The sequence below is a fragment of the Zoogloea sp. genome, from assembly GCF_028689785.1.
GTDB lineage: Bacteria > Pseudomonadota > Gammaproteobacteria > Burkholderiales > Rhodocyclaceae > Zoogloea.
Genome location: NZ_JAQVCN010000001.1, coordinates 165,657 through 190,253, shown reverse-complemented (window position 1 = coordinate 190,253; position 24,597 = coordinate 165,657). Strand labels below are relative to the sequence as shown.

The window sequence follows — 24,597 nt, the reverse complement described above, 5'->3', positions numbered from 1 at the left end:
CGGAATCACCCTGTCCCCGTAGGGGCGACTTGTAGGGGCGACTTCAGTCGCCCATCGTACGTTGATCACCGCAATGCCTTGGATCGAAGTCCATGGGCGACTGAAGTCGCCCCTACCGTCGTCACTGCGCTGTTTGCGGCGCTCTGTGCCCTGAGCCTCGCCGCCTGCACCCTCGGCCCCGATCACGTCCGCCCTCCGCTGGATGTACCGGCGACGTTCAAGGAGGCGGGGGAGTGGAAGCCTGCCGAGCCGGTCGACCGGATCGACCCGGGCGCCTGGTGGCGGATCTTCAATGATCCGGTGCTGGATGGCCTGCAGGCCCGGGTCGAGGTGAGCAACCAGAATCTGCGCATCGCCGAAGCCCAGTACCGCCAGGCCGTGGCCCTGGCGGATGCGGCCCGGGCGTCGTGGCTGCCGGCGGTCAATGCCACGGCGGGGGGCACCCGCTCGGCCACCTCGGCGGCCACCGACTCGGCAGGCAGCGCGCCGCCCCGCAACAGCTTCAGCCTTGGCGCCACTGCCAGCTGGGAGCTGGATGTGTGGGGGCGCATCGCCCGTACCGTGGAGGCCGCGGATGCGCGGGTGGTGGCCAGCGAGGCCGATCTGGCCGCGGCCCGCCTGTCCATCCAGGCCACCCTGGCCCAGACCTATTTTCAGCTGCGCGCCGCCGAGCGCCAGCAGGCCTTGCTGGAAGACGCCGCCGCTGCCTATGAGCGCTCCTTCCAGCTGACCCGCAACCGCTACAACGCCGGCGTGGCCAGCAAGGCCGATGTGGCCCAGGCCGAGAGCCAGCTGCGCAGCGCCCGTGCCTCGGCCCTGGACAGCCGCCTGTCCCGCAGCCAGTACGAGCACGCCCTGGCGGTGCTCACCGGGCAGGCGCCGGCCAGCTTCAGCCTGCCGCCCGGCGGTGCGCTGCCGGTGGTGCAGGGCCCCCGCACCCTGCCGTCCACTCTGCTCGAGCGTCGCCCCGACATCGCCGCCGCCGAACGTAGGGTGGCGGCCGCCAATGCGGCCATCGGCGCGGCCGAGGCGGCGCGCTTTCCGGTGCTGGGCCTGTCGGCCTCGGCGGGCTTCCGGCGCTCCCAGATCGAGGATCTGCTCACCGTGCCCAGTCGCTACTGGTCCCTGGGCCCCACCCTGGCCGCCTCGATCTTCGACGCCGGCGCGCGCAAGGCCGCCGTCAACCAGGCCCAGGCCAGCTGGGAGCAGGCCGTGGCCACCTACCGCCAGACCGTGCTGAGCGCCTTCCAGGAGGTGGAGGACAACCTGGCCGCTGACCGCCTGCTGGCCGAAGCCGCCGTCGAGCAGGCCGCCGCCGTGGCCGCCGCCGCCGAGGCCGAGACCATCGCCCTCAACCAGTACAAGGCCGGCACCGTGAGCTTCATCAATGTGCTCACAGCCCAGGCGGCCCACCTGAGCGCCCAGCGCAGCGCCAACGATCTGGCTTCCCGGCGTTTGGTGGCGGCAGTGCAGTTGGCCCGCAATGCGGGGGGCGACTGGCGGGCTGGAGAGCGTTGACGCTGACAGCCGGGCTGCCTTGGAGTGGGAAGCCCCCGCTTTGGCACTGTTGAAGCTGTGGTATTTCACGAAGCTGTCTGGGGTGCCGGACAGCCTTTTACTCCTTCAGTCTTTGCAGGCCGCTCGTATCCACACCCTTGAGCACCTGCTTTTCGAGTGCGTGCTGCTGGTTCAGCTTGTTTTGCTCTCGCAGTTGTCGGAGGTTCTCTTGTTCAATTGCCATGCGCGTCTGGCGCGTTGCGTTTTCCTGCTCCGATTCGCACTGGCGAAAGGCGTCAGACCAGCCGGACGCATAGGCTTTGTCCTGCTCGAAGCGAACAACATCTTTTTTGAATTGCTCAAACATGTTGCCGCCGGCCTTGTGCCCACTGTGGCATCCGTCGTCAAAGCCCTGCGCGTATGCAGGCGGAAACCCTTGTTTGATCATTGTTTCCGAGGTTGTTGCGCAACCTGCCGAGATGAGGGTTAGTGCCATCGGTAGATAGACGAACAAAGGTGCTTTCATGAACAGTTTCTCCAGGTGGCGGGGAGTTTTGGGGCTGTTGCGTGCTTGAACCGTGCGGCCAGGGTGATTTCTCGTGTCCCTCTGCTCGAACATTGAATCAGGGCTGGTTATGAGTGTTTCTGATCTGCGGAAAATCAGCCCTTACTCCTGGGCTTCCGCCCGTAGCGCCGCCTTCTTTTCGTCGTCCGGTTGGCCAAAGAAGCGCTCTGTATTCCCGTCCTTGAGCAAGAGGCCCCAGGCCTTTCGCCCATCCTGAGAGAACAAGACGAAGAACTGGTTGCTCCCGCATTCGTGGGTCTTGCAGACCATGTTGATCTGGTAGGTGGTTCCTCCCAGTTGAACGCTTTTTCCCGGCGTAGCAGGGCCATTTTTTGTCTTCGCGTATCTGGCTAGCCACCTGTCGACATCCCTTTCCCCTGCAAACAGGGTATTCCAGGACTTGGAATAGGCTGGTTTTCCCAGCAGCTCGAACAAGTACGGTTGTTCCGCATTTGCCGTGGCGGAAAGACAGGCCAGCGCACACAAGACGGCGGTGGGGCACAACATGCCGGGGCGAAACTTCATTTCTGTTCTCCTGCGAAGGGGCGCATTCGAACCGATGCTACGACGCCCGGTGCATCTTGGGCAACCGAGCGTCATCCTGTCTCCGGGAGTCTGGTCCTGACTATTGCGGGGCAGGGGAGCATATCGCGGGACCGACACATGCTCCGGTATTCAGAACCGATGCACGAGGGGCTCAAGGAGCAGCCAGAGAGCGGTCGAAAAGAGCATCCACGCAAAGGCCTGGCGCATCCTGCGCTCGGGCAGGCGATGAGCCAGGGCAACGCCGGCCGATACGGTGAGAAGGCCACTGGCTGCCATGGGCAGGCCCATGGCCCAGTTCACCCGTTGGGCGCCTGAGTAGGTGAGTAGCGCGACGACGGAGCTGGGCGCCACCAAGGCCAGCGAGAAGGCTTGTGCGACGGTCTGGCGCAGGCCGAAGAGGCCAGTGAGGATTGGCGTGGCGAGCAGCCCCCCGCCGATCCCGAGCAAGCCCATGCTGCTTCCACCGACCAGCCCGACCAGAGGTACCAGACGCGGGTCCAGGCGTTCCGGGGAGTCCGCCTGGGGCTGAAACCGACGCAATTGCACCAGCATCTGCACCGCCATGCCCAACAGAAAGAGACTGAATGCCAGGCGCAGCAGCTTGGGAGAAATGGCATTGGCGAAGCGTGCCATGAACCAGGTGGTGACGCAGGCGATGACCCCGATGGCGATGGCACGGTGTGCCGGTACCGGATGGTGCTGGGCATAACGCCACCAGCCCACCAGCAGATTGGGCACCATCATCACCAGTGCGGTGCCCTGGGCGAGGGGTTGATCCATGCCGTAGCCGAGCACGAAGACGGGAATGGCGATGATGCCGCCGCCGATGCCGAAGACGCCGCCGAACAGCCCCAGGGCCGCGCCCAGCACCAGCATGGGCGCAAGATCAGAGAAAGTGATGGGGGGCATGGGGCAGCGCTCCGACATTGGGGATTGATACAGGTCTGGCCAGCTTAAGGTGTCGAAAAATATTTACAATCTACCCTAATGTGAGTTCCGTGAACACGAATCGTGAACATTAATCCCCTGCTGGATGACTTGCGCCTCTTCTGCGTGGTGGCCCGGCACTGCAGCTTTACCGAAACAGCCCGGGAGCTCGGGGTTTCCAGGGCGGTGGTGAGCAAGCGCATCGCCCTGCTTGAGGCCGCCGTGCACGAGCGCCTGTTTCACCGCACCACCCGCAGCGTGTCCCTCACCGCCCAGGGCGAGATCGTGTCCCAGTGGGCCCAGCGCATTCTCGAGGACGTAGACCTGATGGGGGAGGCCATCTCCCGGGAGAAGGCTGCTCCCAGCGGGCTGCTGCGCATCTGCAGCAGTACCGGCTTTGGCCGCAGCCGGCTGGCTCCGGCCCTGTCGGCCCTGGCCATCCGCTATCCCCAGCTGGAGATCCAGGTGGAGCTCTTCGACCGGCTGGTGGACCTGGTGGAGGAGGGCTTCCAGCTCGACATCCGCATCGGCCGGGTCCACGAGAGCAATGTCATTGTCCGCCGCATCGCCCGCAACCGCCGCGTGCTGTGCGCCTCACCGGCCTATCTGGCACGCTTTGGCACGCCGGGCGCCCTGGATGACCTCAAGGCCCACCGCTGCATCCCCATCCGCGAGCGTGATCAGGACTTCGGCCGCTGGGAGCTCGCCGGCCCCGAGGGCCTCACCTCCATCAAGGTGAGCGGCCCCCTGTCGGCCAACAACGGCGAGATCGTCCGTCAGTGGGCCCTTGATGGTCACGGCATCATCCTGCGCTCCACCTGGGACGTCTCCCGCGAGATCGAATCCGGCCTTCTGGTGCCCGTGCTCCCTGCCTACTACCAGCAGGCCGACGTGTGGGCCGTGTACCCCTCCCGCCTGTCGGTGTCCGCCAAGGTCAAGGTATGCGTGGAGTTTCTGGAGGAGTGGTTTGAGCAGACCGGCATGAACGCGGCCGCCTGAGCCCTGTCAGCAGCTCGAACTCCCTCCGCCGCTCAAGAAGGGCCCCACGCCCCCGGTGGGGTCAATCCCGCCGTCGGGCGTAGCGGTTGGCCAGCAGCGCGCATACAAACAGCTGGATCTGGTGATAGAACATGATGGGCAGCATGATCAGCCCGATGGCCGGGTTGGCGCCGAACAGCAGCTTGGCCATGGGCACGCCCGAGGCCAGGGTCTTCTTGGAGCCGCAGAACACGGCGGTGATCTCGTCTTCGGTGCTGAAGCCCAGGCGGCGCGCCATCCAGGTTGAAAGGGCCAGCACCAGCACCAGCAGCACGCCAGCCCCCACCGCTGCTTCAAGCAGCGTGCCCACGCCATTGTCGCGCCACAGGCCGCCCGCCACCGAATCGCAGAAGGCCGAATACACCAGCAGCAAGATCACCCAGCGGTCGAGCAGGGTGGTGAGGCGCTTGTGGCGGTGGTGCCAGGCATGGAGCAGAGGCCGCGCCAACTGGCCCAGCACCAGGGGCAGGAGCAGCAGCTGGGCGATGCCTATCACCGTCTCCATGAAGGGCAGGCTTTGCCCGTCCACCCGGGCCAGCAGGCCTACCAGCAGTGGCGTGATGACAATCCCCAGCACGCTGGACAGGGTGGCGTTGAAAATCGCCGCCGGCACATTGCCCCGGGCCAGGCCGGTAAGCGCCACCGATGACGAGATGGTGGAGGGCAGGGCGCACAGGTAGCAGAAACCCAGGGCCAGGTCGGGGGGCAGCCAGCGCCCCACCAGCGCATCGGCGGCCAGCCAGGTGACCGGAAACACCGCAAAAGTCATGGCCTGCACCACCAGGTGCACGCGCCAGCTGAGCACCCCCTGGCGCAGGCTGGCAAATGACAGCCCCAGCCCATGCAGAAAGAACACGATGGCGATGCCCAGCTTGGTGACAAGCTCGGCATGCAGCAGGCCGCCGCTGCGCCCCAGGTCGGGCTGCAGGGTGGCCAGGGCCACCGCCGCCAGCATGCCCACCAGAAACCACTCCTTGTGCAGCCAGCCCAGGCTGCGCCGAAAAACCGAAGGGGAGGGTGATGGGTGGGCCATGATGACGATAAGGCTGTGATCGATGCCGGCAACTTTAGGGGCAGTCGCTCTGTCCATCTATCGACATATCGCCACTTGATACCGTCAGACAGACAAAAACGACCATGATGCAGCCCAAGCAACGCCTCGTGCCGGCCATGACGAGCCTGCCGCGCCCTCTCTTCAGCCGGCACGAAGCCCTCGCGCCCGGATCGTGGACCGAAGAGCACACCCACCCGTGGTGCCAGTTTTCCTACGCCAGCAGCGGCGTGCTGGGGGTGCGCACCGCCATGGGCGACTACGTGGCCCCGCCGCACTTTGCGGTGTGGGTCCCCCCCGGCGTACCCCACCAGGTGCTCAACCGCGGCCGCGCCGAGATGCGCAGCCTGTATGTGGCCCCCGAGGTGGCCTCCGCCCTGCCAGACGAATGCTGTGTGATGGAGATGAGCCCCCTGGCCGCCGAGCTGGTCCAGCGCGTCGGCGAGCTGCCCGTGGAATACGACCAGCAGGGCCCCGCCGGTCGCCTTGTGGCAGTGCTGCTGGATGAGCTGGCCGTGCTGCGTCGGGGCGGCTTCCGCCTGCCCCTGCCCAAGGACCGCCGCCTCGTTGCCATCTGCAACGCCCTCCAGGAAGGCCCCGCCGACCCCCGCAGCCTGAACGACTGGGCCAGGCACGTCGGCGCATCCGAACGCACCCTGGCCCGCCTCTTCGTTAAAGAGACCGGGCTCGGCTTTGGCCTATGGCGCCAGCGCCTGCGTCTGGTGCTGTCCCTCGACGCCCTGCAGGCCGGCGTGGGCGTCACCGAGGTCGCCATGGCCCATGGCTATGAATCGCCATCGGCGTTTATCGCGGCGTTTCGGGGGCTGTTTGGCGTGACGCCCGGGGGCCTGCGCGGAGGGTGAGCCTTGTTTATTGGCTTTTATCGTAATCTCGATAAATTATTGCTTTAGCGATAATTTAGGATAATTGCAATCGTCGTGTTTCGCCTCGTTGCTGCTGTTCGAGTCTCGTTGTTTACAAGGGTTGGTTCCGAGATGACCGCGACTGTCTTCTCGCCTTGGAGCCACGATGACAGAGGGGGCTTGCATTAAATGAGACGGTCGGTCTAATATGTGCCCATGGAACTACAGCATTCCCCTCCCCGCAAGCGTGGCCGCCCTCCAAAGCGGCCCGAAGGCACGCTCGACACTCGGGAGCTACTGGTTCGCGCCGGACTGGAGGTGCTCACCGAAAAGGGGTTTGCGGCGACGGGCATTGACGAAGTGCTCAAGCGGGTCGGTGTGCCGAAGGGGTCCTTCTATCACTACTTCGATAGCAAGGAAGCTTTTGGGGCTGCGCTGATTGATCGTTACGCGAGCTACTTTGCGCGCAAGCTGGAGCGCCATTTCATTGACGAATCAATGACACCGCTCGATCGCCTGAGGGCGTTTGTGGACGACGCACAGGCCGGAATGGCGCGGCACGATTTCCGCCGCGGCTGCCTGATCGGCAATCTCGGCCAGGAGATGGCAGCCTTGCCTGATAACTTCAGGGAGCGTCTCAACGCCGTGTTTGACGATTGGGAGCGCCGCCTGGCGCGTTGTCTCGAAGCAGCGCAACAACTTGGCCAGATTCCTGCCGCGGTGGATTGCACGCAACAAGCCAGCTTTTTCTGGATCGGTTGGGAAGGTGCGGTCTTGCGCGCCAAACTCGAACGGAGTGCCAAGCCGCTCGATATCTTTGCACGTGGATTTTTCACCGGGCTGCAATTGGCCTGATTTTTTTAATGTTTAATAGACGATCGGTCTAAATTGTAAAGGAGTTGAACATGTTCAAAGGCATTCTGATTGAGAAGGATGACGCCGGCTACCGCGCCAACCTCCGGGACATTGACGACGCGCAGTTGCCCGAGGGTGACGTCACCGTCCGCGTCAGTCACTCGACGCTCAACTACAAGGACGGTCTTGCCATCACCGGCAAGGGGCCGGTGGTTCGACGCTTTCCGATGGTGCCGGGCATCGATCTGGTTGGCACCGTCGAATCGAGCACCCACGCGGATTACCAGGCGGGCGACAGCGTGCTGCTTAACGGCTGGGGCGTCGGCGAAGGACACTGGGGTGGTCTCGCCCAGAAGGCACGTCTCAAGGGCGACTGGCTGGTGCCGCTGCCCAGGCAGTTTTCGCCGCAACAGGCCATGGCGATCGGCACCGCCGGCTACACCGCCATGCTGTGCGTACTGGCGCTGGAGCGCCATGGAGTGAAGCCGGAGCACGGAGAAATCGTCGTTTCTGGCGCAGCCGGTGGCGTTGGCAGCGTGGCAACCGCGGTCCTGACGAAGCTCGGTTATACGGTGGTGGCCATCAGCGGACGGAGCGAAGAGGCCGATTACCTCAAACGTCTGGGTGCCAGCGAAGTGCTCAATCGTGCGGATTTCTCGTCGCCGGGCAAGCCGCTGGGCAAGGAACGCTGGGCCGGTGCGGTCGATGTCGTCGGCAGCCACACCCTGGCAAACATCTGCGCCACCACCAAGTATCGCGGCGTGGTGACCGCATGCGGGCTGGCCGGCGGGATGGATTTTCCGGCGACGGTGGCGCCGTTCATCCTGCGTGGCGTGACGCTGGCCGGTATCGACAGCGTGATGTGTCCGCGCCCGGATCGCCTTGAGGCTTGGCGTCGCCTGGGCATCGATCTCGATGTTTCCAAGCTGGAGATGATCAGCACCGAGATTTCACTCGCTGACGCCATTCCGACAGCGGCGAAGCTCATCAACGGTGAAATTCGCGGCCGCGTGATCGTCGACGTCAATCGCTAAGGGCGGGTGACCCGCCGTTGCAGCCAGGCAGTTTGAAAATGTGCTGAGGATCAGCGCAGGCCAAATTGTGTGAATAGGCTGAGCGGCGGGTTTCGGCATCGACCGGCCCACGTATGTCCGTACTTCGAGGTCGTTCTCCGGAACGATTTGAATACGTCAGCGGCCAGGCCAAGCCGCGCCACATCGCAGCATGCCTAGTTCTGCTCCCCGGCAGTGCTTGGTTCCTCGGGAAACGACGTGATCGCGGCGTAATCCCCATAGCCATCCGGCCAGGGTGTAAGCACCTCGAAGCCGTTTCTGGTGACCGCCACCATGTGCTCCCACTGGGCCGAGAGCGACCGATCCTTGGTGACGACAGTCCAGCCATCTGGCAGATGCTTGATGTCGGCTTTTCCGGCGTTGAGCATCGGTTCGATGGTGAACACCATGCCTGCCTCAAGTCTCAAGCCTGTGCCAGGTTTTCCGAAGTGCAGAACATGCAGTTCATCGTGATATACCGTTCCGATTCCATGGCCACCGTACTCGCGAACAACGCTGAATCCTTCGCGATGGGCAACAGTCTGGATCGCGTGGCCGACATCGCCCAGGGTGGCGCCCGGGCGCACTTGCTCGATGCCTGCCCGCATCGCCTCATAGGTCGTACGAACCAGCCGTTTTGCCAGAATGCCCGGTTCTCCAACGAAGTACATGCGGCTGGTGTCGCCAAACCAGCCATCCTTGATGATGGCGACGTCGATGTTGACGATGTCGCCATTCTTCAGCTTCCGGTCGGAAGGTATTCCATGGCAAACAACGTGATTGACCGACGCGCAAATCGTCTTGGGATAGCCGTGGTAGCCGACGTTGGCCGGAATTGCGCGTTGCACATTGACGATGTAGTCATGGCATAGCTTGTCCAGTTCATTGGTCGTGACGCCTGGCTTAACGTGTTCGGCAAGCATGGACAAGATATCGGCGGCCAGTTTGCCGGCACGCCGAGCCATGGCCAACTCTGCCTCGGAGCGGAGGGGCGTTGCTTTGGTGCCAGTCATGCCACCTTCTCCGACAGTGAATCGGGCAGGCCGCTATCCTCATGTGCCTGGTGCTCGGCCTGGATAAGCAGGCGACAGATTTCATCGTAGCGAAGGTTGGGGTTGAGTTCCGAAAGCATGCCGACACGCAGCCAATGGTCTGCCTGCGCATTGATCGAACGGCTCAGGGCCGCGCTGGTCAGGCGCAGGTTTTCATGCATAGGGTCTGAAATCTTGATGATTCCCATCGCAGGTACCTTGTATATGATTTGTAGCTGTTTTGTATACTACGCCTGGTTGTTGAAAGCATCCAGAGCCCCTGGCAGGATCAACTCGCCCTGACGACAGATGCCCCTGCCGCAAGGGTGGCACTCATGAATCCAGATGATCGTCGTCATTTGGTAACCTTGCTGTCGTATGGTGCACTGCGAAAATCCGCGGATCTTCATTTCCCGGAGACCCCTCGTGGGCCCTTGCTTGAATGACGGTTATCGCTTCGTCCCACTGGGGAGCGCACTCCAGGCGGCCGTTTTCGGAGTCTGCTCATGCGTTTGCGCAGACCCGTCCTCTCATTGACCCTCGAAGGCTGGCCGGCCGATTCTGCCTTGAGGAAAAGAATGCGTTTTTGCCTACCATACCCTGCCGTGACCATGGGTCTGCTCATGGTCTTCGGCGCCTTTTGCACGAGCGTCCCCGCTCATTCGGCCAGTGACGACTACGAGGACCACACCGCTCGCTTTCAGGGAACCTATATCTGGCAGACGAAGCCAGGCATGCCTGCGGCGTACAGCGGGCGGAACAGTCTCCAGGCTTCGAGGGAAATCAGCTACACCGCCACGGCAACGGCCTATCTTGGAATGCGTACGTGGCAGGGCGGAGAGGTCTATCTGAACCCCGAGATCACCCAGGGCATACCGTTCTCGGAATTGTCCGGTAGCGGTGGTTTCACGAACGGAGAGCTGACACGAACGGCCGGCAACCGTCCCAAGCTCTATCGCCAGCGGCTGTTCCTGCGCCAGACATGGGGGCTGGGCGGCGGTGACGAGGCGGTCGAAGCCGATCTGAATCAGATGGCAGGCAGCGTCGACAAGAATCGCGTGGTCGTGACGGTCGGCAACTTCTCGACGCTGGACATCTTCGACGACAACCGCTACGCCAAGGACCCCCGCGTTCACTTCATGAACGCCGGTTTCATGGCCCCCTTGCCGTTCGACTATGCGGCGGATGCACGAGGGTTTGGCTGGGGCTACGCGGCCGAGTGGTACCAGGATGACTGGGTGCTTCGTGTTGGCCGCATGACCGGGCCGAAGGTGCCGAACATGCTGCCCACTGATTTCCAGATCAGCAAGCACTACGGCGATCAGATCGAACTGGAGCACGCCCACATGCTGCTCGGACAACCCGGCAAGGTTCGCCTGCTTGCCTGGCGCAACCGGGCCGTGCTGGCATCCTTCAAGGATGCGCTCGACTACCTGAAGGCCAACCCTGACGCCGATCGTCAAGCCATCCTGGCGGTGCGCAACGGGGAGAAGATCAAGTACGGCGCAGGCATCAACATCGAGCAGGCGATCAATGACGACCTGGGTTTCTTTCTGCGCGCCATGAAGGCAGATGGTCGGACGGAGACCTATGCCTTCACCGAGACAGACGGCTCAATCGCCGCAGGTTTTGCGCTGAAAGGGGCTGCATGGGGCCGGGGCATGGATACCCTTGGCGTCGGCCTCGCGCACAACACCTTGTCGTCAGACCGATGCAAGTATCTGGAAGCCGGCGGAATCTCATTCTTCATCGGTGACGGGGCCCTCGACTACAAGCCCGAGCAACTGTTTGAGACCTATTACAGCCTCAGCGTCTGGAAGAACACCTTCCTGAGCGCCGACTACCAGCGGATGTGGAACCCCGCGTACAACGCGGCCCGCGGGCCGGCAAACTTTTTTGCCATGCGACTGCACGCCGAGTTTTGAGCATCGGGCCGCTGCACGCCATCGAGATCATCAATCACCGCGCTCCGCTCCGCCCCGGCATCGCCCCGATGACGGCGCCCACCGAAACCACGACGATGCCCGCCATGACCGTCCAGGTCAGCTGTTCGTCCAGGATGAAGTAAGCCCCGATTGCGGATACCGCCGGGACCAGCGACAACATCATGGCGGCCTGGCAGGCGCCGATCTTCTGGTTGGCGTAGCTGTAGAGGCCGGCGGCCAGCAGGGCGGCGATGAAGCCCTGGTAGACGCACTGCAGTGCGATGTCGCCCCAGCCGGCGGTAGGCAGGCTCTTGGGCAGGTAAAGCAGGTAGACCGGCGAGTAGAGCAGCAGGGCAAAGAAGGCGATGCCGCAGACGCCGAGCAGGGGGCGAATCTGCCAGCGGCGCATCAGCAGGCCGAAGATGGACCAGGACAGGGCGGCGGCAAGAAAGAGCGCGTCGCCGGTGAGTTCGCCCCGGCCGTGGTGGGACAGCAGGCTGTCGATGCCGATCAGCAGCAGCCCGCCGGCCGACAGGGTGAGGGCGATGAGGGTGTGGCGTGGCAGGCGGAAGCCGGTGGTGAAGGCCACGAGGAGGGCCGTGCAGAACGGGATTCCGCCGTTCACAAAGATGCCGGCATGGGCGCTGGGGGCAAACGAGAAGCCGGAATAGACGAGCAGGCCGTAACCCAGGCCGCCAAAGAGGCTGAGCGCGAGGTAGCGCGGCCAGTCGGCAAAAGGGGCGTTCCGCACAAAATAGAAGCCGCCGAGCAGGCCGGAAACGCCGTAGCGCATGGCGGCCAGATCAAAGGGGGTGAACAGCCCCTTGGTGCCAAAGCGCGACACGATGTTGAACCCGGACCAGCAGGCCACCACCAGCAGGCCGGCGATCAGGCCTTTTGAGGTGTCCGACAGGTGCTGCGTCTGGGGAGGTTTCAAGGGCGTGTTCATGGGGCGTGGATGGGCTTGTCTGGCGGATGGTGAGTAGAGCACGGGCGGGGGACGCTGCACAGATTCAGGGCAGGGTGTTTTTGACGGCAACAGATTGACCCGGCAGACGGCAGTGCTGGCATTTCGTGTCTTATAGGCAACATCGAACTTCTGCAACCCCTGTGCGTCCATCCTTCAGGTATTGTGCATTGCAGCAAATCACCTGAAAGGGGATGAAGCCATGTCGATCCGTCGCTGGTGGAAGAAGGAAGTTGCCAGGCCGAAGTGTCTGAGCCTGGCCCTGCAGGGGGGCGGCGCCCATGGTGCCTACACCTGGGGCGTGCTGGACCGTTTGCTGGAGGAGGGAATTACCCTGGAGGGCGTCAGCGGCACCAGTGCCGGGGCCATGAACGCGGTGGCTCTGGCCCAGGGCTGGACCACCGGTGGTGCCGAGGGCGCCCGGGCCAGCCTGCATGCCTTCTGGGAGGCGGTGGCCGATTCCACGCCCCTGGAGCTGGAGCTGCTGCACAGCCTCAACCCGGCAGGGGACGGGTCGCTGCCGGCGCCCATGGCGATGATGCTGGGGCTGACGCGGCTCTTCTCACCCTATCAGCTCAACCCCCTGGAGCTGAACCCCCTGCGCGATGTGGTGCGGGCCCAGTTTGATTTCGAGCGCATCCGGCGCGACTGCCGCCTCAAGCTCTTCATTGCCGCCACCCGGGTGCGCACGGGCAAGGTGCGGTTGTTCCAGACCTCTGAACTGAGCGAGGAGGCGCTGCTGGCTTCGGCCTGTCTGCCCACCTTGCACCACGCTGTGGAGATTGATGGCGAGGCCTACTGGGACGGGGGCTTTACGGCCAATCCGGCGGTGTATCCGCTGATGTACGAATGCAGCACGCCGGACATCCTGCTGATCCTGCTCAATCCGTTGATGAGGCCCGAGGCGCCACGCAGCGCCGAGGAGATCGCCGCGCGCAGCGTGGAGCTGGGCTTTTCGACCACCTTTCTGCGGGAGATGCGCATGATCGCCCATGCCCGCCGGCACATTGCCGAAGGGGAGGGCTGGATGCCTCTGGGGCGCTTCGAGCGCAAGCTGATGGCCCTGCGCTTTCACCTGATCGAGGCGGAGGAGCTGGCCCAGGCCGGCACGGCCAGCAAGCTCAACGCTACCCGCTCCTTCCTGCACATGCTGCGCGACCTGGGGCGTGCCAGGGCCGCGCGTTGGATCCACGCCGACCTGGCCAGCGTGGGCCTGCGGGAGTCGGTGGACGTGGATACGCTGTTCCGCTAGGCGCCTTCTGCGGCGGGGCAAGGGGGCCTCTCAGCCACAGCTCATGTTGCGCAGGTCGATGGGTTTGCCCGGGGTCAGGGGCCCTCTGCCACTGGCTGCCCGCTCGGCATCGATGCGTTGGATCTGACGCGTGGCCTCGTCTAGGCGGGCTTGGTCCCGGTCCATGCCGTCGAACAGGGCCAGACAGGCGCTGCGCCGTTCCGCCGGGGCGGCCAGGGCCATGCGCTGGCGTTCCTGCCACTGTTGGAAGCCGCTCTTCATGGCTTCGCCGAGGCCAGCAACGCAGCGGGTCTGGAGGCGGCTGAAGATGTCGATGATGTCGGCGTCCGCTTCGCTGTCACCGATCGCGCTCTTGAGCAGGCCGCGGTCGGAGGCGCTCAGACGTGCGGCCGGGAGCAGGCCCTGGACGGGTTTGGGCAGGTCCGTGCTGCGGGGGGCGCTGGCAGCTGTGGTCCAGTCGGCGTCCATGCGGGCGAGGCTGAAGAGTTTGCGTGCGTCGCCGCCAAACACGCTGCGCCAGCTGTCGGCGCACAGGCTGCGGGCGGTGCCGGCACGGACGGTTTCATCCACGGCCAGCGCAGGCCGGGGCGGGGTGGCGGGGCTGGCCTTGGTGTCCCGCTCGCAGTCTTCCCGGCGGGTGAAACCCTGCTGGGCCAGGCCGGTGCGGCGGGTTTCAATGGCGCTGCGGGCGTCTTCCTGGGTGGCAAGCGCGTCGGCGCGCTGGCGGATATTGCCGGCGTCGGCTTGCTCGGCACTCAGGGCCCGTTCCCACAGGGGGTTGCGGAAGCCTGCTTCCTTCCAGGTGATGCCGAAACGCGAGGCGCCTTCACGCACCGGCAGCAGGCCGCGGGGGCCCCGCACGGCGAGGCAGGTGCCGCTGCTCTGGGCAGCCTGGGCGCTGTAGGCGGTGAGGGTGAAGCACAGGCTGCCGCTCTGGCTGTCGGGGCTGCTGCGGTCCACCACCCGCTCGGGCGTGGCGCCGGGCGCTGCCGGGGTGGGGAGGCGACGGCGCAGGTCCGGCGTGGTCACAGGCGCGGCTTGCGATGAGGCCAGCGGGTTGCTGGCGACCAGGGCGTACTGCCCGTAGGGTGCGCTGATGCCCATGGCTTTGGGGTGGTAGCAGACCACCGTTTCGTTGCCTTCGAGGGGGATGGAGGCGCAGCCTTGCAGCAGGGCGGCAGGGATCGTGCTCAGAAGGAGGGCTTGACGGATCATCACTGGATACCTCGGGTCTTGAGCCAGCTGGCGGCTTCGGCGCATTGTTTTTCGGTACTGCGGGCCCAGTGGCTGAGGGCTACGTTGCGGGTTTCGCCGTTGGCGAACACGTCGTCGTTGCGGATGCCGTCGGCGGCGCCGAGCAGCCGGTCGTAGGCGGCCTTGTCGCGCAGGCGCAGGGCGCAGGCCATGGCGCCGAAGCGGACGGCGAAGTCGCGACGGAAGATGCTGTCCTCGGCCTTGTCGGTGTCGGTGACCTTGATGAACAGCTCGCCCATCTCCCGGTAATAGCGGGGGCCATCCACCGTCCACAGGGCACGGGCGCTTTCCCGGTCGGGAACGAGGTAGCCCGCCAGGTAGCCGCGGAAGCCTTCGTCGTCGGGCTGCCGCGGCAGGGGCTGGTCGGAAAAGCGCAGCAGCGCCGGGCCGAGGGAGCCGAGGGCGTAGAACAGCGCAGCAGGCGGGTTGGCCTCGCCGCCGGTCTGGATGAGGTATTCGTAGCAGAGGGGCACGTCTTCGGCGCCGCTCACTTCCACTCGCCGCCGGACGATCGAGATCCAGTCGTTGCAGGCCTGGAAGGAGAGGGTGACGGAGCGGGTGAGGAGCTGGCGCCCGGCGAGCTTGCCCAGCTGATTGGCCAGCAGGGGCTCGGTTTCCCGCCAGCTCTTCGCTGCGGCCTCCATCAGCTGCAGGCCGGTCTTATCGAAACGCAGGATGTTCTGGGCGGGAAGGACGCTGGAGCCGTAGGCGCGCAGCACCGTGCCCCCCAGGGCCGGCATGGCCGACGGGGTGGCAGCCGGGCCGAGGGGTTCGAAATCGGCCCGCAGCTGGAGCTGCTGGCGCGCCGGGTTGTCGAACTCCTCGCGGCTGAGGGGCGTCGGGCTGCGCCGGTAGCCACCTTCGGCGGCGCGCACGGCGTAGGGCGCGCGCTCGGCACCGGCGGGGCGGTAGAAGTGCACGAGCTCGCGCAGGCCGGCGGCGCCCGGGGCGGCGAGGGCCACGCCGCGTTCGTCGATGGTGCTGCGGTAGATGCGCTCGAAGCCGTCCGGCTGGCCGCGGAACACCATCAGCTGGCAGATCACCCCCTGGTCGGGAAAACAGTCGCCGGTATTCTGGTTGCGCACCACGACGATGGCGTCCACCAGGCCGTCGGCGTTGAGCTGGGTCCAGTGCACCCGGGCCTCAACCCGCGCTTCGCCCAGCTTGTCACCGAGCACGTTCTCGACGGCGGCGATGAGCTGCGTGCTCTTTGGGGCGTCGGTGGCGTGGGCGCATGAGACGGCGGCGAGCAGGGCTGCGGCGCCGAGCCTGCGCAGGCGGGTTGCGGGTTTCATCGCGGGCTGCCTCCTTCCGCATCGGTAATGATGTCCATGGCCTGCAGCTCCTGGCGATCGACGGCCTTGGTGGTGAGGATGGACACGGAGAACATGCGGTCCAGGTAGCTCGGGGTGCCGCTGTTGCCCGGGAGGCGCACATCGCCAAGGCCCTCGATCAGGCAGAACAGCTGCTTGGCCCCGGAAAAACTCTCCGGCTCCAGTGTCTTCAGGCCCATGATGGGGGGTGGGTTGTCGGTGCCGTCGCGGATGAGGGCGGCCAGCTGGTCGATCTCGGGGATCGCGGGCGGCCTGGTCTGCTTCTGCTTGTTCAAGGGCAGGCTGCGCCACTGCTGCAGGGACTGCTGCTGGCCGGATTTGCGGATGACCGCGTCGAGGCGCGCTTTGACCTCGGGGAAGCGCACGGCCAGCGCATCAAGGATCTCCATGTTGACCACATGGGCCTCGAAGCGGGGAAACAGGGCGCCCACGTTGTCCCGGGCGGCCATGCGCTCCCGCATGAATTTCGAGTCTGGACCGTAGATCTCGGTGCTCAGCTGTTCGCAACGGTCGTAGCGCTGCGCGGGGGAGGCACCCGCCGTGTGGCGGAGGCGGTTGCCGAACTCGTTGCCGGAGACGAGGCCGAGCATGCTGCGGGCCGATTCCATCTCGAAGCGGATGAGCTCCTTGCGGAAGATGGTCGCCACCGGCAGGTACATGGGGATGGCCAGATCGAACTTGGCCGGCATATTTGAGTGCGGGTTGCACTGGACGCGCTTTCCGTATTCGATGAAAGCACGTGTGATGTCAACTTCCGACAGACCGGCACCCAGCGATCGGTTCAGGGCAACGAGGTAGACGATGGCGACGCGGCCGGCAGCATTGAGGCTGCCGGGGCCGATCGTCTTACAGGACTGGGGATCGGCCATGAAGCTGCTGAAAGCGTGGACGTTGTAGCTTGCCGTTGGGGAGATGGAGCGATTGACGCCCCCCAGGAAGGCAAAGGTGCAGGCGCTGGTGCAGTGGCTGCCCGGGCTGATCTGCGTGTCCAGGCCGGCTTCACGGATGTTGAGGGCCATCTTGATCCCTTCATCCACGCTGCCGCCCGGGGAGCTGAAATCCACCAGCCGAACCGGCCCGTTGCGCTTGCAGGCGTTGATGGCGCGTTTCAGCAGCTCGCCGTCACCGGGCTCGACCCGGCCATCATGGTAGCGGACCTCGCCCTGGATGCTGTTGTGGGCAAGCACGGCCCAGCCACCCTCCTTGAACTGCCGGCAGGGAAAGCGTTCGGCGTTGGATTCGGCGGCCCTGGCCCCCAGGGCGGCGCCGGCCAGCAGGCAGGCCATGGCGAGCTGCCAGCGGCGGTGCGCGGGTGTTGCGAAGGCCATGGGGCTCACCCCTGCATGATGTTGGGATCCACCCGCACATACTGCTCGCCCGGGCCCTTGCGGCAAGCGTACACCTTGTTCTGGACCTGCTGGCCTTCGGGGTTGCGGACGTATTCCTTCATGTAGCGGCAGTCCTGCCCGGAGACCGTCGGGTCTTTCACCGGCCCGCCGATTTCCACGCCGCCCGTGCCGGTTTCGCTGGTCCAGGTTTCTTCCACCGTCGGGGTGCCGAGCTTGTCCAGCTGGCGCTTCAGCTCTTCGTCCCGCTTGCGCTTGTCGGCCGGGTTGCGGGCCGGGGGGAGCTTCTCGTACTGCTCGATGATGCGCTCACGCTCGCGATCGTTGCTGCCTGGCTGACCGGCGCGTTTGGCGGCGCGGGCGAAGGCGTCTTCGTGGCGGACCCGGTCGGCATCGTTCTTGAAGGCGTTGCCGATGGCGGTTGCGGCGGCGGGGATCGCACAGCCGGCGAGCACCACCGCGGCGAGGATCTTGCGCTGGTCGGCGGCCGAGAACTTGGCCCCGCCGCCCTTGCGATTGACGTACTGGGTATAGACCGTGAAGCCCACCGCGCCGACCACCGCCCCGATGATGCAGGCGTTCCAGGGATTGGTCTGGGTGGCGGACGTGTTGCCGGCGGTGCCGCCGCCGGCGTTGCCGGTCTGGGCGGCGCCCAGGCCACCGGACTGGCATCCGCTCAGGGACAGGCTGGCGGCGAGCAGCAGGGCGACGGCCCGTGCGCCAGGCTTGGGCGATGTGGCAGGACGGGGGGATGTTTCACCGTGGTGCATGATGGCTTCCTCTGGCTGGGATCTGTGCTGGGGTCGATGGGCGAATCGATCCGCTCTTTTTGTGGCGCAGGTCTGCACCGTTGCCCCTGGTGGGCGAGCTGGATTTGAACAGTCCGGATCTGGGCTGTCACCGAAGATTCTACCGGGCCGGGATCTCGCTTGAGTATGCCAAATTTGCGCTGCGGCCGAGTTTTTTCGGCCGGGTGAGGGCGGGGGGCGACCCCTGCCTGCCGGCCCATGCACCACCGGCAGGCGCCTGCATCAGGACGGTGCGAAAGCGTCCTTCAGAATTCCACTTCCAGCTCTTCGATATCGTCGGGTTCGAGCTTTGCAGCGACCACCCATTCGCCCATCTCGGGCATGGCCATGATGGTCTGGCAATAGGCCGCGCAGGCCTCGTCGAGGGGCACGTCGTAGGTGATGAAGCGGGTCGCCACCGGGGCGTACATGGCGTCGGCCATGCTGCGCCGGGCACCGAAAAGGTAGGGGCCGCCGTAGCGGGTGAGGCAGTCGCGCCAGATCTCGGTGACCCGTTCGATGTCGCCATTGGCCCGCGACCACACCGTGAACTTGGGGAAATGGGCCTTCAGGTTCATGGGCAGGGCCGAGCGCAGGGCACTGAAACCCGAGTGCATCTCGCCGCAGATGGAGCGGCAGTGGGCGCGGGCGGCGGCATCGGCGGGCAGCAGCCCGGCATCGGGCTTGAGCTCGTTGAGGTATTCGCCGATGGCCAGGGTGTCCCAGACGGAGATGTCTCCGTGGGTCAGGCGCGGGACGCGCACCGAGGGGGCCAGCAGCAGGAGCTCGGCGCGGGCGCCGGCGTCGTCCTGTTCGACCATTTCTTCCTTGAAGCTGAGCCCGGCGAAGCGGGCCATCAGCCAGCCGCGCAGGGACCAGGACGAGTAATTCTTGCTGCTCAGGGTGAGGGTGACGGCCATGGTGGGTTCTCCGGCAAGGCGTTCGGGGTGGGGCGGCGGGCCTGGGGGCGTGCGTGTTGTGAGGAGCCTGCGAGCAAGCCACGTGCCTGAAAGGGCGTCTGTGACGGCATGGCTATTGCTTGTATCGGGAACCCAACAGCCGTATCACAAAACATCATGCTCCCCAACAGTCCTGCCCTGCATTACCAGGCCTATCAGGCCGTGGCCGACCTGACCACGCCGATGCGCGGCGCGGCGCGCTTCCTGGCTCCCTGGCTGCATCACAGCCTGTTCTGGTGGCCTCACAGCCGCACGCTGCGCAAGGCCGCTGCGGCCTGCGAGGTGCTGGCCTTGTCGGGGCTCACCCATCACCGCCCGCCCTTCAATATCGACACTGTCGACACGCCGTCGGGCACCTGCACGGTGAGCGAGGAGGTGGTCTTCAACACGCCGTTCTGCTCCCTGCTGCGTTTCCGCAAGACGCCGTCTACCGGCACGGAGCCCAAGGTGCTGCTGGTGGCGCCAGTGTCGGGGCACTTTGCCACCCTGCTGCGGGGCACCGTGCAGACCCTGCTGCAGGACCACGATGTGTACGTCACCGACTGGCACAACGTGCGGGACATCCCCCTGTCCGAAGGCGCCTTCGATCTCGACACCTTCATCGAGCACATCATCCGCTTTGTTGACTGGCTCGGTCCTCACACCCACCTGGTGGCCGTGTGCCAGCCCACGGTGCCGACCCTGGCGGCGGTGGCGGTGATGGCAGAGGACAAGCACCCCCACCAGCCCCGCAGCATGACCCTGATGGCCGGGCCCATCGATTGCCGCATCAACCCCACCGAGGTGAACAACCTGGCCACCGCCAAGCCCATGGAGTGGTTCGAAAGCAAGCTGATCGGCGTGGTGCCCCTGCGCTACAAGGGGGCGCTGCGGCGGGTGTATCCGGGCTTCCTGCAGATCTCGGCCTTCATGAGCATGAACCTGGACCGGCACAAGGAGTCCTTCCGCAAGATGTACGGGCATTACGTGGAGGGCGACACGGTGAAGGCCCACGGCATCAAGGAGTTCTATGACGAATATCTGGCCATGATGGATCTGCCTGCCGAGTTCTACCTGCAGACGGTGCGCAAGGTCTTCCAGGAATACCACCTGCCCCGGGGTGTGCTGGAGTACCGCGGCCGCCTGGTGAAACCCGAGGCGATCCGCCGCACGGCGCTGTTCACGGTGGAGGGCGAGCGGGACGACATCTGCTCCATCGGCCAGACCCTGGCCGCCCACGACCTGTGCAGCAAGCTCGCGCCCTACCGCAAGCAGCACCACCTGCAGGCGTCCGTCGGCCACTACGGGGTGTTCAACGGCAAGCGCTGGGACCGCCAGATCTACCCCCGCATCCGCGATTTCATCCACGCCTTCGACGAGTAGCAGGGCGGCGCAGCGCGAGGCTGGGCGGGGCGTTCGGCCGGGTCGGGGCTCAACTCCGGCGCTTTCGGGCCGATACGGAGGGGGCGTTTTGCCCACTTCGAGAAAAGTCCATGCTGAAGCACAAGCCCATCGTCCGGCAGGTTGTCCTGCTGTGCACCGTCGGGGTCACCCTGATGGTGGCCATCCTGGTAGCCACCGTGGCCATCATGTCCCGCCAGAACGCCATTGCCCGGGCTGAAGAATCCCTTTCCCTGCAGGCCGACATGACCATCTCCATGCTGGCCTATGCCAAGGACAGTCTGGAGAAGCGCTCCAGGGATGCGCTCACCCAGTTCGTTGAATCCATGCCCGGCCCGGTCAGGTTGACCGGCCCCGAATTGCCCACCGGCAAGGCGACCCTGCCGGGCTTGGCCATCGGCACCCTGGTGCTGAACGCCAACGCCGAGGTGCTGGCCGCCTACAACCGCCTGCATACCGATCGGGAGCCGGCCTTTCTGGTGCGCAAGGGCGACCGCTTCTATCGTGCGGCGACTCTTCTCAAAGACAAGGAAGGCAACCCCCGCCACGGCGAGCTGGTGGACAACAATGGTGACTATCCCTCCATTCTGCTGACCGGCAAGCCCTTCCTGGGCTCCCTGGAGCGCAATGGCAAGATGTTCGTGCTGGCGGCCCAGCCCCTCAAGGACGCCGCAGGCAATGTGGTGGGGGCGGTGACCATGCGGGTGGATGCCGAGTCCAATGTGCGCATCATCAAGGACAAGCTTGGCGCCATGAAGGTCGGCAAGACCGGCTACCCCTACATCATCTCGGTGCCTTCGGGTGATGCGAAGGACGTACGCTTCATCTACCACCCCAAGTTTGAGGGCAAGACCCTGGCCGAGATGGACCCGACGGTGCAGCGCATCATCGGCGAGCTGATCGAGAAGCGGAACGGAACCCTTGTCTATGGCTGGGATAAGGGCGGGGCCGTGGCTGACAAAATGGTGGTGGCGCGGGAGCTGCCGGAGCTCCACTGGCTGGTGGCCACCGGGTCCTGGGTGGATGAGTTTGTTGAAGAGTCCAATGCCCTGCGCAACCAGATCGCCCTGCTGGCGATAGGCTGTGGAGCCTTGCTGGTGTTGGCTCTGGCCTTCTTCCTGCGTCAGCGCCTGGGCCCCTTGACCCATCTGGCGAGTCTGGTGTCTCGTTTTGGTGACGGTGATCTGTCGATTCGCGCCGAGGTGGTGCCGGGCAGCCGCAGCGAGATTGACCTGATCGGCCAGAGCATCAACAGTGCGGCGGACTCCATGCGCGTGTTGGCGGGTAGTATCCGTCAGACCAGCGACCATCTGCAGCGCACTGCGGCGGATATGTCGGCTTCGTCCCGCAGTCTTGGTGAGGCAACCCGCCAGCAGAGCGCCGCGGCGGGGGACATGGCGGACACCACCCGTCAGCTGGGGCAGAGCGTAGAGCAGGTGTCGACGGACGCGGGCCGGGCTCTGGCCCTGACGCGGGAGACCGCTGCTTCGGTGCAGGAAGGGGTGGGTATCGTGCATGACAGCATCGCCCATCTGAGCAGCACCGCCGATACGGTGCGCGACGCCGCCACCCAGGTGGAAGCGCTGGGTGAGCGCTCGGTGGAAATTCGCCAGGCCGTCAACGCCATCCGTGACATTTCCGAGCAGACCAATCTGCTGGCCCTCAATGCGGCCATCGAGGCTGCCCGGGCGGGAGAGCAGGGGCGCGGCTTTGCCGTTGTGGCTGACGAGGTGCGCAAGCTGGCCGAGCAGTCCGCCAAGTCGGCGGCCTTGATCAGCACCACTCTTGGCAGCATCCAGGAGGGAGTCAGTTCTGTTGCCACCTCGGCGCGTAGGGCGGTGGAACAGGTGGGGCGCAATGTAGAGGTGTCCCGCCGGGTGGAGGCCGCCCTGGAGGCCATCCACGAACGTGCCGAGCGGACCTCGGCGGCGGTGGCCGACATCGCTGACGCCACCCGGGAGCAGACCCAGGCCAGTCAGCTGATCTCGGGCAGTATCGATTCGGTGTCCAGATCGGTGATGGAGACCAGCCAGACGGCGGCAACCAACCGCACCCAGGCCGAGGAGCTGCTCACCGTGGCCGAAGAGCTGGAGGCGGAAGTCGCCCGCCTGCGCCTGTAACGCAGGTTCAGCGGACGGGCTGCAGGGGCTTGCCCAGCAGCCCGTCGGGCAGCTTCTGCAACGTGCGGGCTCCGCACAGGGCCATGGCGATCTCCAGCTCATCGCGCAGCAGGCGGATGACGTGGGCAACGCCCAGGGCCCCGGCGTTGGCCAGGCCAAAGATGTAGGGGCGGCCGATAAGCACGGCACTGGCACCCAGGGCCATGGCCTTGAGCACGTCGGTGCCACGGCGGATGCCGCCGTCTACCAGTACGGGCAGGCTGCCGCCCACCGCATCGACCACTGCCGGCAGGGCGTCGGCGGTGGTGGACAGGGTATCGAGGGTACGTCCGCCGTGGTTGGAGACGATGATCCCTCCGACATGCTGGCGTGCGGCTTCCAGGGCATCGTCGGGGTGGAGCACCCCTTTCAGAATCACCGGCAGGCGGGTCTGGGCCTGCAGCCAGGCAATGTCGTCCCAGGTGGGCGCGTCGTGGAGCAGATCGTCGAAAAGGCCGCTGCGGCCGGGGGCCAGATCCCGCGCAGGGCGCGGCGGCAGGCTCGCCAGATTGACTGCACTGATGCCCGGGGGCAGGCGGAAGCCGGCTGCCCGCTCCCGGTCCCGGGCGCCGTTGCAGGGGGCGTCCACAGTGAGGACCAGAGCTTCGTAGCCGGCGGCCTCGGCACGCCGGATCAGTTCGATGTTGAAACCCCGGTCGTGTTGCAGGTAGAGCTGGAACCACAGGGGGCCCCGGTCGGCGTCTTCACGGATGGCGTCGGCGACGGCCTCAAGGGGAGTGCTGGCCTGGGTGCTGAGCACCACCCCGGCCTCCTGGGCCGAAGCCGCCACCGCGCTGCCCAGCTCGCCGTCGGGGTGGGCCATGCGCTGGTAGGCCACCGGGGCGAGCAGGATGGGGTGAGCGAGGCTGCGCCCCAGCAGGCTGACCCGGGTGTGACCACCGGCCACCGGCCGCAGAATGCGCGGATGCAGGCGCAGGGCCTCCCAGGCGGCGGGGTTGGCGCGCAGGGTGTGCTCGTCGGCCGCACCGCCGGCAAAGTAGGCCCAGGCGTTGGCGTCTAGCACTTGGCGGGCGTGGGCCTCATGGGCGGGGAGGGAGATCACGCCATCGGGCAGGGTGTTGCGGGTGTTCATGGCTCAGGTGTCGGCCCACATGCGCAGCAGGTTGTGATAGGTGCCGGTGAGGGATACGGCTTCAGCCGTCTCGCCGTCCTTCTCGCGTAGACGCATGATGGTCATGTCCAGGTCGAAGAGCAGGCGGCGCTGCTCGTCACTACGCACCATGCTCTCGATCCAGAAGAAACAGGCGAGGCGGTGGCCGCGGGTGACCGGGGTGACTTCGTGGATGCTGGTGCCCGGGTAGAGGACTGCGTGGCCCGCGGGCAGCTTGACGCCACGGGCGCCATAGGTGTCCTGGACCAGCAGCTCGCCGCCTTCGTATTCGTTGGGCTCGGCCAGGAAAACGGTGCATGACACGTCGGTGCGTACCCGCTCGCCGGTGTCGGCGCGAAAGCGGATGGCGTTGTCCACGTGACCGCCGTAATAGGGCGTGTCGCCGCCGTAGCGATTCACCCGGGGGGTGAAGATCTTCTTGGGCAGGGCGGCGGTGAGGAAGAGGGGGTGCCGGTCGATGGCGCGCAATACCAGCTGACGGATCAGGCTGGCAGGGGCGCAGTCGTGGGGCAGTTGCTGGTTGTTCTTGACGGTGGCGGCCTGGGGGCCGGCACTGTCGCGGCCATCAGCCCAGGGGGCGTCGGCGAGGGCCTGGCGCGCCTGGCGGACTTCGTCGGCGTTGAGGAGTTCAGGGATCTGGAGGAGCATGGCTGAAGGGGCACTGGGTTGCGGGTGA

General features: G+C 65.5%; 23 protein-coding genes. 9 read left to right on the top strand and 14 right to left on the bottom strand.

Annotated elements, in window-relative coordinates:
- Positions 1–78: 78 nt before the first annotated feature.
- Positions 79–1,518: an efflux transporter outer membrane subunit gene (locus PHI64_RS00875; RefSeq protein WP_299877133.1), complete on the top strand. Its 1,440-nt coding sequence runs from the start codon at positions 79–81 to the stop codon at positions 1,516–1,518.
- 97 nt (positions 1,519–1,615) lie between these two features.
- On the opposite strand, the gene PHI64_RS00870 is transcribed toward PHI64_RS00875, so the two are convergent.
- The 3 genes from PHI64_RS00870 to PHI64_RS00860 form a co-directional block, all read right to left on the bottom strand.
- Positions 1,616–2,023, bottom strand: a complete 408-nt coding sequence (locus PHI64_RS00870; RefSeq protein ID WP_299877131.1) for a hypothetical protein — start codon at positions 2,021–2,023, stop codon at positions 1,616–1,618.
- Positions 2,024–2,164: 141 nt separating this feature from the next.
- Positions 2,165–2,587: an Ivy family c-type lysozyme inhibitor gene (locus PHI64_RS00865; RefSeq protein ID WP_299877128.1), complete on the bottom strand. Its 423-nt coding sequence runs from the start codon at positions 2,585–2,587 to the stop codon at positions 2,165–2,167.
- 150 nt (positions 2,588–2,737) lie between these two features.
- Positions 2,738–3,517 (bottom strand): sulfite exporter TauE/SafE family protein, encoded by a 780-nt coding sequence (locus PHI64_RS00860; RefSeq protein ID WP_299877125.1) that lies wholly within the window; start codon positions 3,515–3,517, stop codon positions 2,738–2,740.
- A gap of 102 nt (positions 3,518–3,619) precedes the next feature.
- On the opposite strand from PHI64_RS00860, the gene PHI64_RS00855 reads away from it, so the two are divergent.
- Positions 3,620–4,534 (top strand): LysR family transcriptional regulator, encoded by a 915-nt coding sequence (locus PHI64_RS00855; protein ID WP_299877122.1) that lies wholly within the window; start codon positions 3,620–3,622, stop codon positions 4,532–4,534.
- Between the two features lie 61 nt (positions 4,535–4,595).
- Here PHI64_RS00855 and PHI64_RS00850 read toward each other — a convergent pair whose 3' ends face one another.
- Complete coding sequence (locus PHI64_RS00850) at positions 4,596–5,663, bottom strand: bile acid:sodium symporter family protein (protein WP_299877119.1); 1,068 nt, start codon at positions 5,661–5,663, stop codon at positions 4,596–4,598.
- A 47-nt stretch (positions 5,664–5,710) separates the two neighbouring features.
- On the opposite strand from PHI64_RS00850, the gene PHI64_RS00845 reads away from it, so the two are divergent.
- The 3 genes from PHI64_RS00845 to PHI64_RS00835 all read left to right on the top strand — a co-directional run bounded on the left by PHI64_RS00845 (position 5,711) and on the right by PHI64_RS00835 (position 8,376).
- Positions 5,711–6,487 carry a helix-turn-helix transcriptional regulator gene (locus tag PHI64_RS00845; RefSeq protein ID WP_299877116.1) on the top strand — a complete coding sequence of 259 codons (777 nt, stop codon included), beginning with the start codon at positions 5,711–5,713 and terminating at the stop codon, positions 6,485–6,487.
- A 216-nt stretch (positions 6,488–6,703) separates the two neighbouring features.
- Entirely contained in the window at positions 6,704–7,342 is a 639-nt protein-coding gene (locus PHI64_RS00840; RefSeq protein WP_299877113.1) for a TetR/AcrR family transcriptional regulator, read from the top strand.
- A 50-nt stretch (positions 7,343–7,392) separates the two neighbouring features.
- Positions 7,393–8,376 carry an MDR family oxidoreductase gene (locus tag PHI64_RS00835; RefSeq protein ID WP_299877110.1) on the top strand — a complete coding sequence of 328 codons (984 nt, stop codon included), beginning with the start codon at positions 7,393–7,395 and terminating at the stop codon, positions 8,374–8,376.
- Between the two features lie 194 nt (positions 8,377–8,570).
- On the opposite strand, the gene map is transcribed toward PHI64_RS00835, so the two are convergent.
- Both map and PHI64_RS00825 read right to left on the bottom strand, forming a co-directional pair.
- Positions 8,571–9,407 (bottom strand): type I methionyl aminopeptidase, encoded by an 837-nt coding sequence (gene map / locus PHI64_RS00830; RefSeq protein ID WP_299877107.1) that lies wholly within the window; start codon positions 9,405–9,407, stop codon positions 8,571–8,573.
- Complete coding sequence (locus tag PHI64_RS00825) at positions 9,404–9,634, bottom strand: ParD-like family protein (protein WP_299877104.1); 231 nt, start codon at positions 9,632–9,634, stop codon at positions 9,404–9,406. The genes map and PHI64_RS00825 overlap by 4 nt, the downstream gene beginning before the upstream one ends.
- A 402-nt stretch (positions 9,635–10,036) precedes the next feature.
- Here PHI64_RS00825 and PHI64_RS00820 point away from each other — a divergent pair, with 402 nt between their 5' ends.
- Positions 10,037–11,350 (top strand): carbohydrate porin, encoded by a 1,314-nt coding sequence (locus tag PHI64_RS00820; protein ID WP_299877102.1) that lies wholly within the window; start codon positions 10,037–10,039, stop codon positions 11,348–11,350.
- Positions 11,351–11,384: 34 nt separating this feature from the next.
- Here PHI64_RS00820 and PHI64_RS00815 read toward each other — a convergent pair whose 3' ends face one another.
- Positions 11,385–12,287 (bottom strand): DMT family transporter, encoded by a 903-nt coding sequence (locus PHI64_RS00815; protein ID WP_299877100.1) that lies wholly within the window; start codon positions 12,285–12,287, stop codon positions 11,385–11,387.
- A gap of 232 nt (positions 12,288–12,519) precedes the next feature.
- On the opposite strand from PHI64_RS00815, the gene PHI64_RS00810 reads away from it, so the two are divergent.
- Positions 12,520–13,569: a patatin-like phospholipase family protein gene (locus PHI64_RS00810; protein ID WP_299877097.1), complete on the top strand. Its 1,050-nt coding sequence runs from the start codon at positions 12,520–12,522 to the stop codon at positions 13,567–13,569.
- Positions 13,570–13,599: 30 nt separating this feature from the next.
- Here the strand turns inward: PHI64_RS00810 and PHI64_RS00805 are convergent, their stop codons facing one another.
- The 5 genes from PHI64_RS00805 to PHI64_RS00785 all read right to left on the bottom strand — a co-directional run bounded on the left by PHI64_RS00805 (position 13,600) and on the right by PHI64_RS00785 (position 19,211).
- Positions 13,600–14,784, bottom strand: a complete 1,185-nt coding sequence (locus tag PHI64_RS00805) for a hypothetical protein (protein ID WP_299877094.1) — start codon at positions 14,782–14,784, stop codon at positions 13,600–13,602.
- Positions 14,784–16,118, bottom strand: coding sequence for a hypothetical protein (locus PHI64_RS00800; protein ID WP_299877091.1), 1,335 nt, complete (start codon positions 16,116–16,118; stop codon positions 14,784–14,786). The genes PHI64_RS00805 and PHI64_RS00800 overlap by 1 nt, the downstream gene beginning before the upstream one ends.
- Positions 16,115–17,485: a hypothetical protein gene (locus tag PHI64_RS00795; RefSeq protein ID WP_299877088.1), complete on the bottom strand. Its 1,371-nt coding sequence runs from the start codon at positions 17,483–17,485 to the stop codon at positions 16,115–16,117. The genes PHI64_RS00800 and PHI64_RS00795 overlap by 4 nt, the downstream gene beginning before the upstream one ends.
- A gap of 5 nt (positions 17,486–17,490) precedes the next feature.
- Positions 17,491–18,273, bottom strand: a complete 783-nt coding sequence (locus PHI64_RS00790) for a hypothetical protein (RefSeq protein ID WP_299877085.1) — start codon at positions 18,271–18,273, stop codon at positions 17,491–17,493.
- 284 nt (positions 18,274–18,557) lie between these two features.
- On the bottom strand, positions 18,558–19,211 hold the full coding sequence (locus PHI64_RS00785; protein WP_299877082.1) for a glutathione S-transferase family protein: 654 nt from the start codon (positions 19,209–19,211) through the stop codon (positions 18,558–18,560).
- 156 nt (positions 19,212–19,367) lie between these two features.
- Between PHI64_RS00785 and phaZ the strand changes: the two genes are divergently transcribed.
- Positions 19,368–20,612, top strand: coding sequence for a polyhydroxyalkanoate depolymerase (gene phaZ / locus PHI64_RS00780; RefSeq protein ID WP_299877078.1), 1,245 nt, complete (start codon positions 19,368–19,370; stop codon positions 20,610–20,612).
- Between the two features lie 110 nt (positions 20,613–20,722).
- Positions 20,723–22,750, top strand: a complete 2,028-nt coding sequence (locus tag PHI64_RS00775; RefSeq protein WP_299877075.1) for a Cache 3/Cache 2 fusion domain-containing protein — start codon at positions 20,723–20,725, stop codon at positions 22,748–22,750.
- Positions 22,751–22,757: 7 nt separating this feature from the next.
- On the opposite strand, the gene PHI64_RS00770 is transcribed toward PHI64_RS00775, so the two are convergent.
- Together PHI64_RS00770 and PHI64_RS00765 are read right to left on the bottom strand one after the other, a co-directional pair.
- Positions 22,758–23,882, bottom strand: a complete 1,125-nt coding sequence (locus PHI64_RS00770; RefSeq protein ID WP_299877072.1) for an alpha-hydroxy acid oxidase — start codon at positions 23,880–23,882, stop codon at positions 22,758–22,760.
- 3 nt (positions 23,883–23,885) lie between these two features.
- Complete coding sequence (locus PHI64_RS00765) at positions 23,886–24,569, bottom strand: Fe2+-dependent dioxygenase (RefSeq protein WP_299877069.1); 684 nt, start codon at positions 24,567–24,569, stop codon at positions 23,886–23,888.
- Positions 24,570–24,597 lie beyond the last annotated feature (28 nt).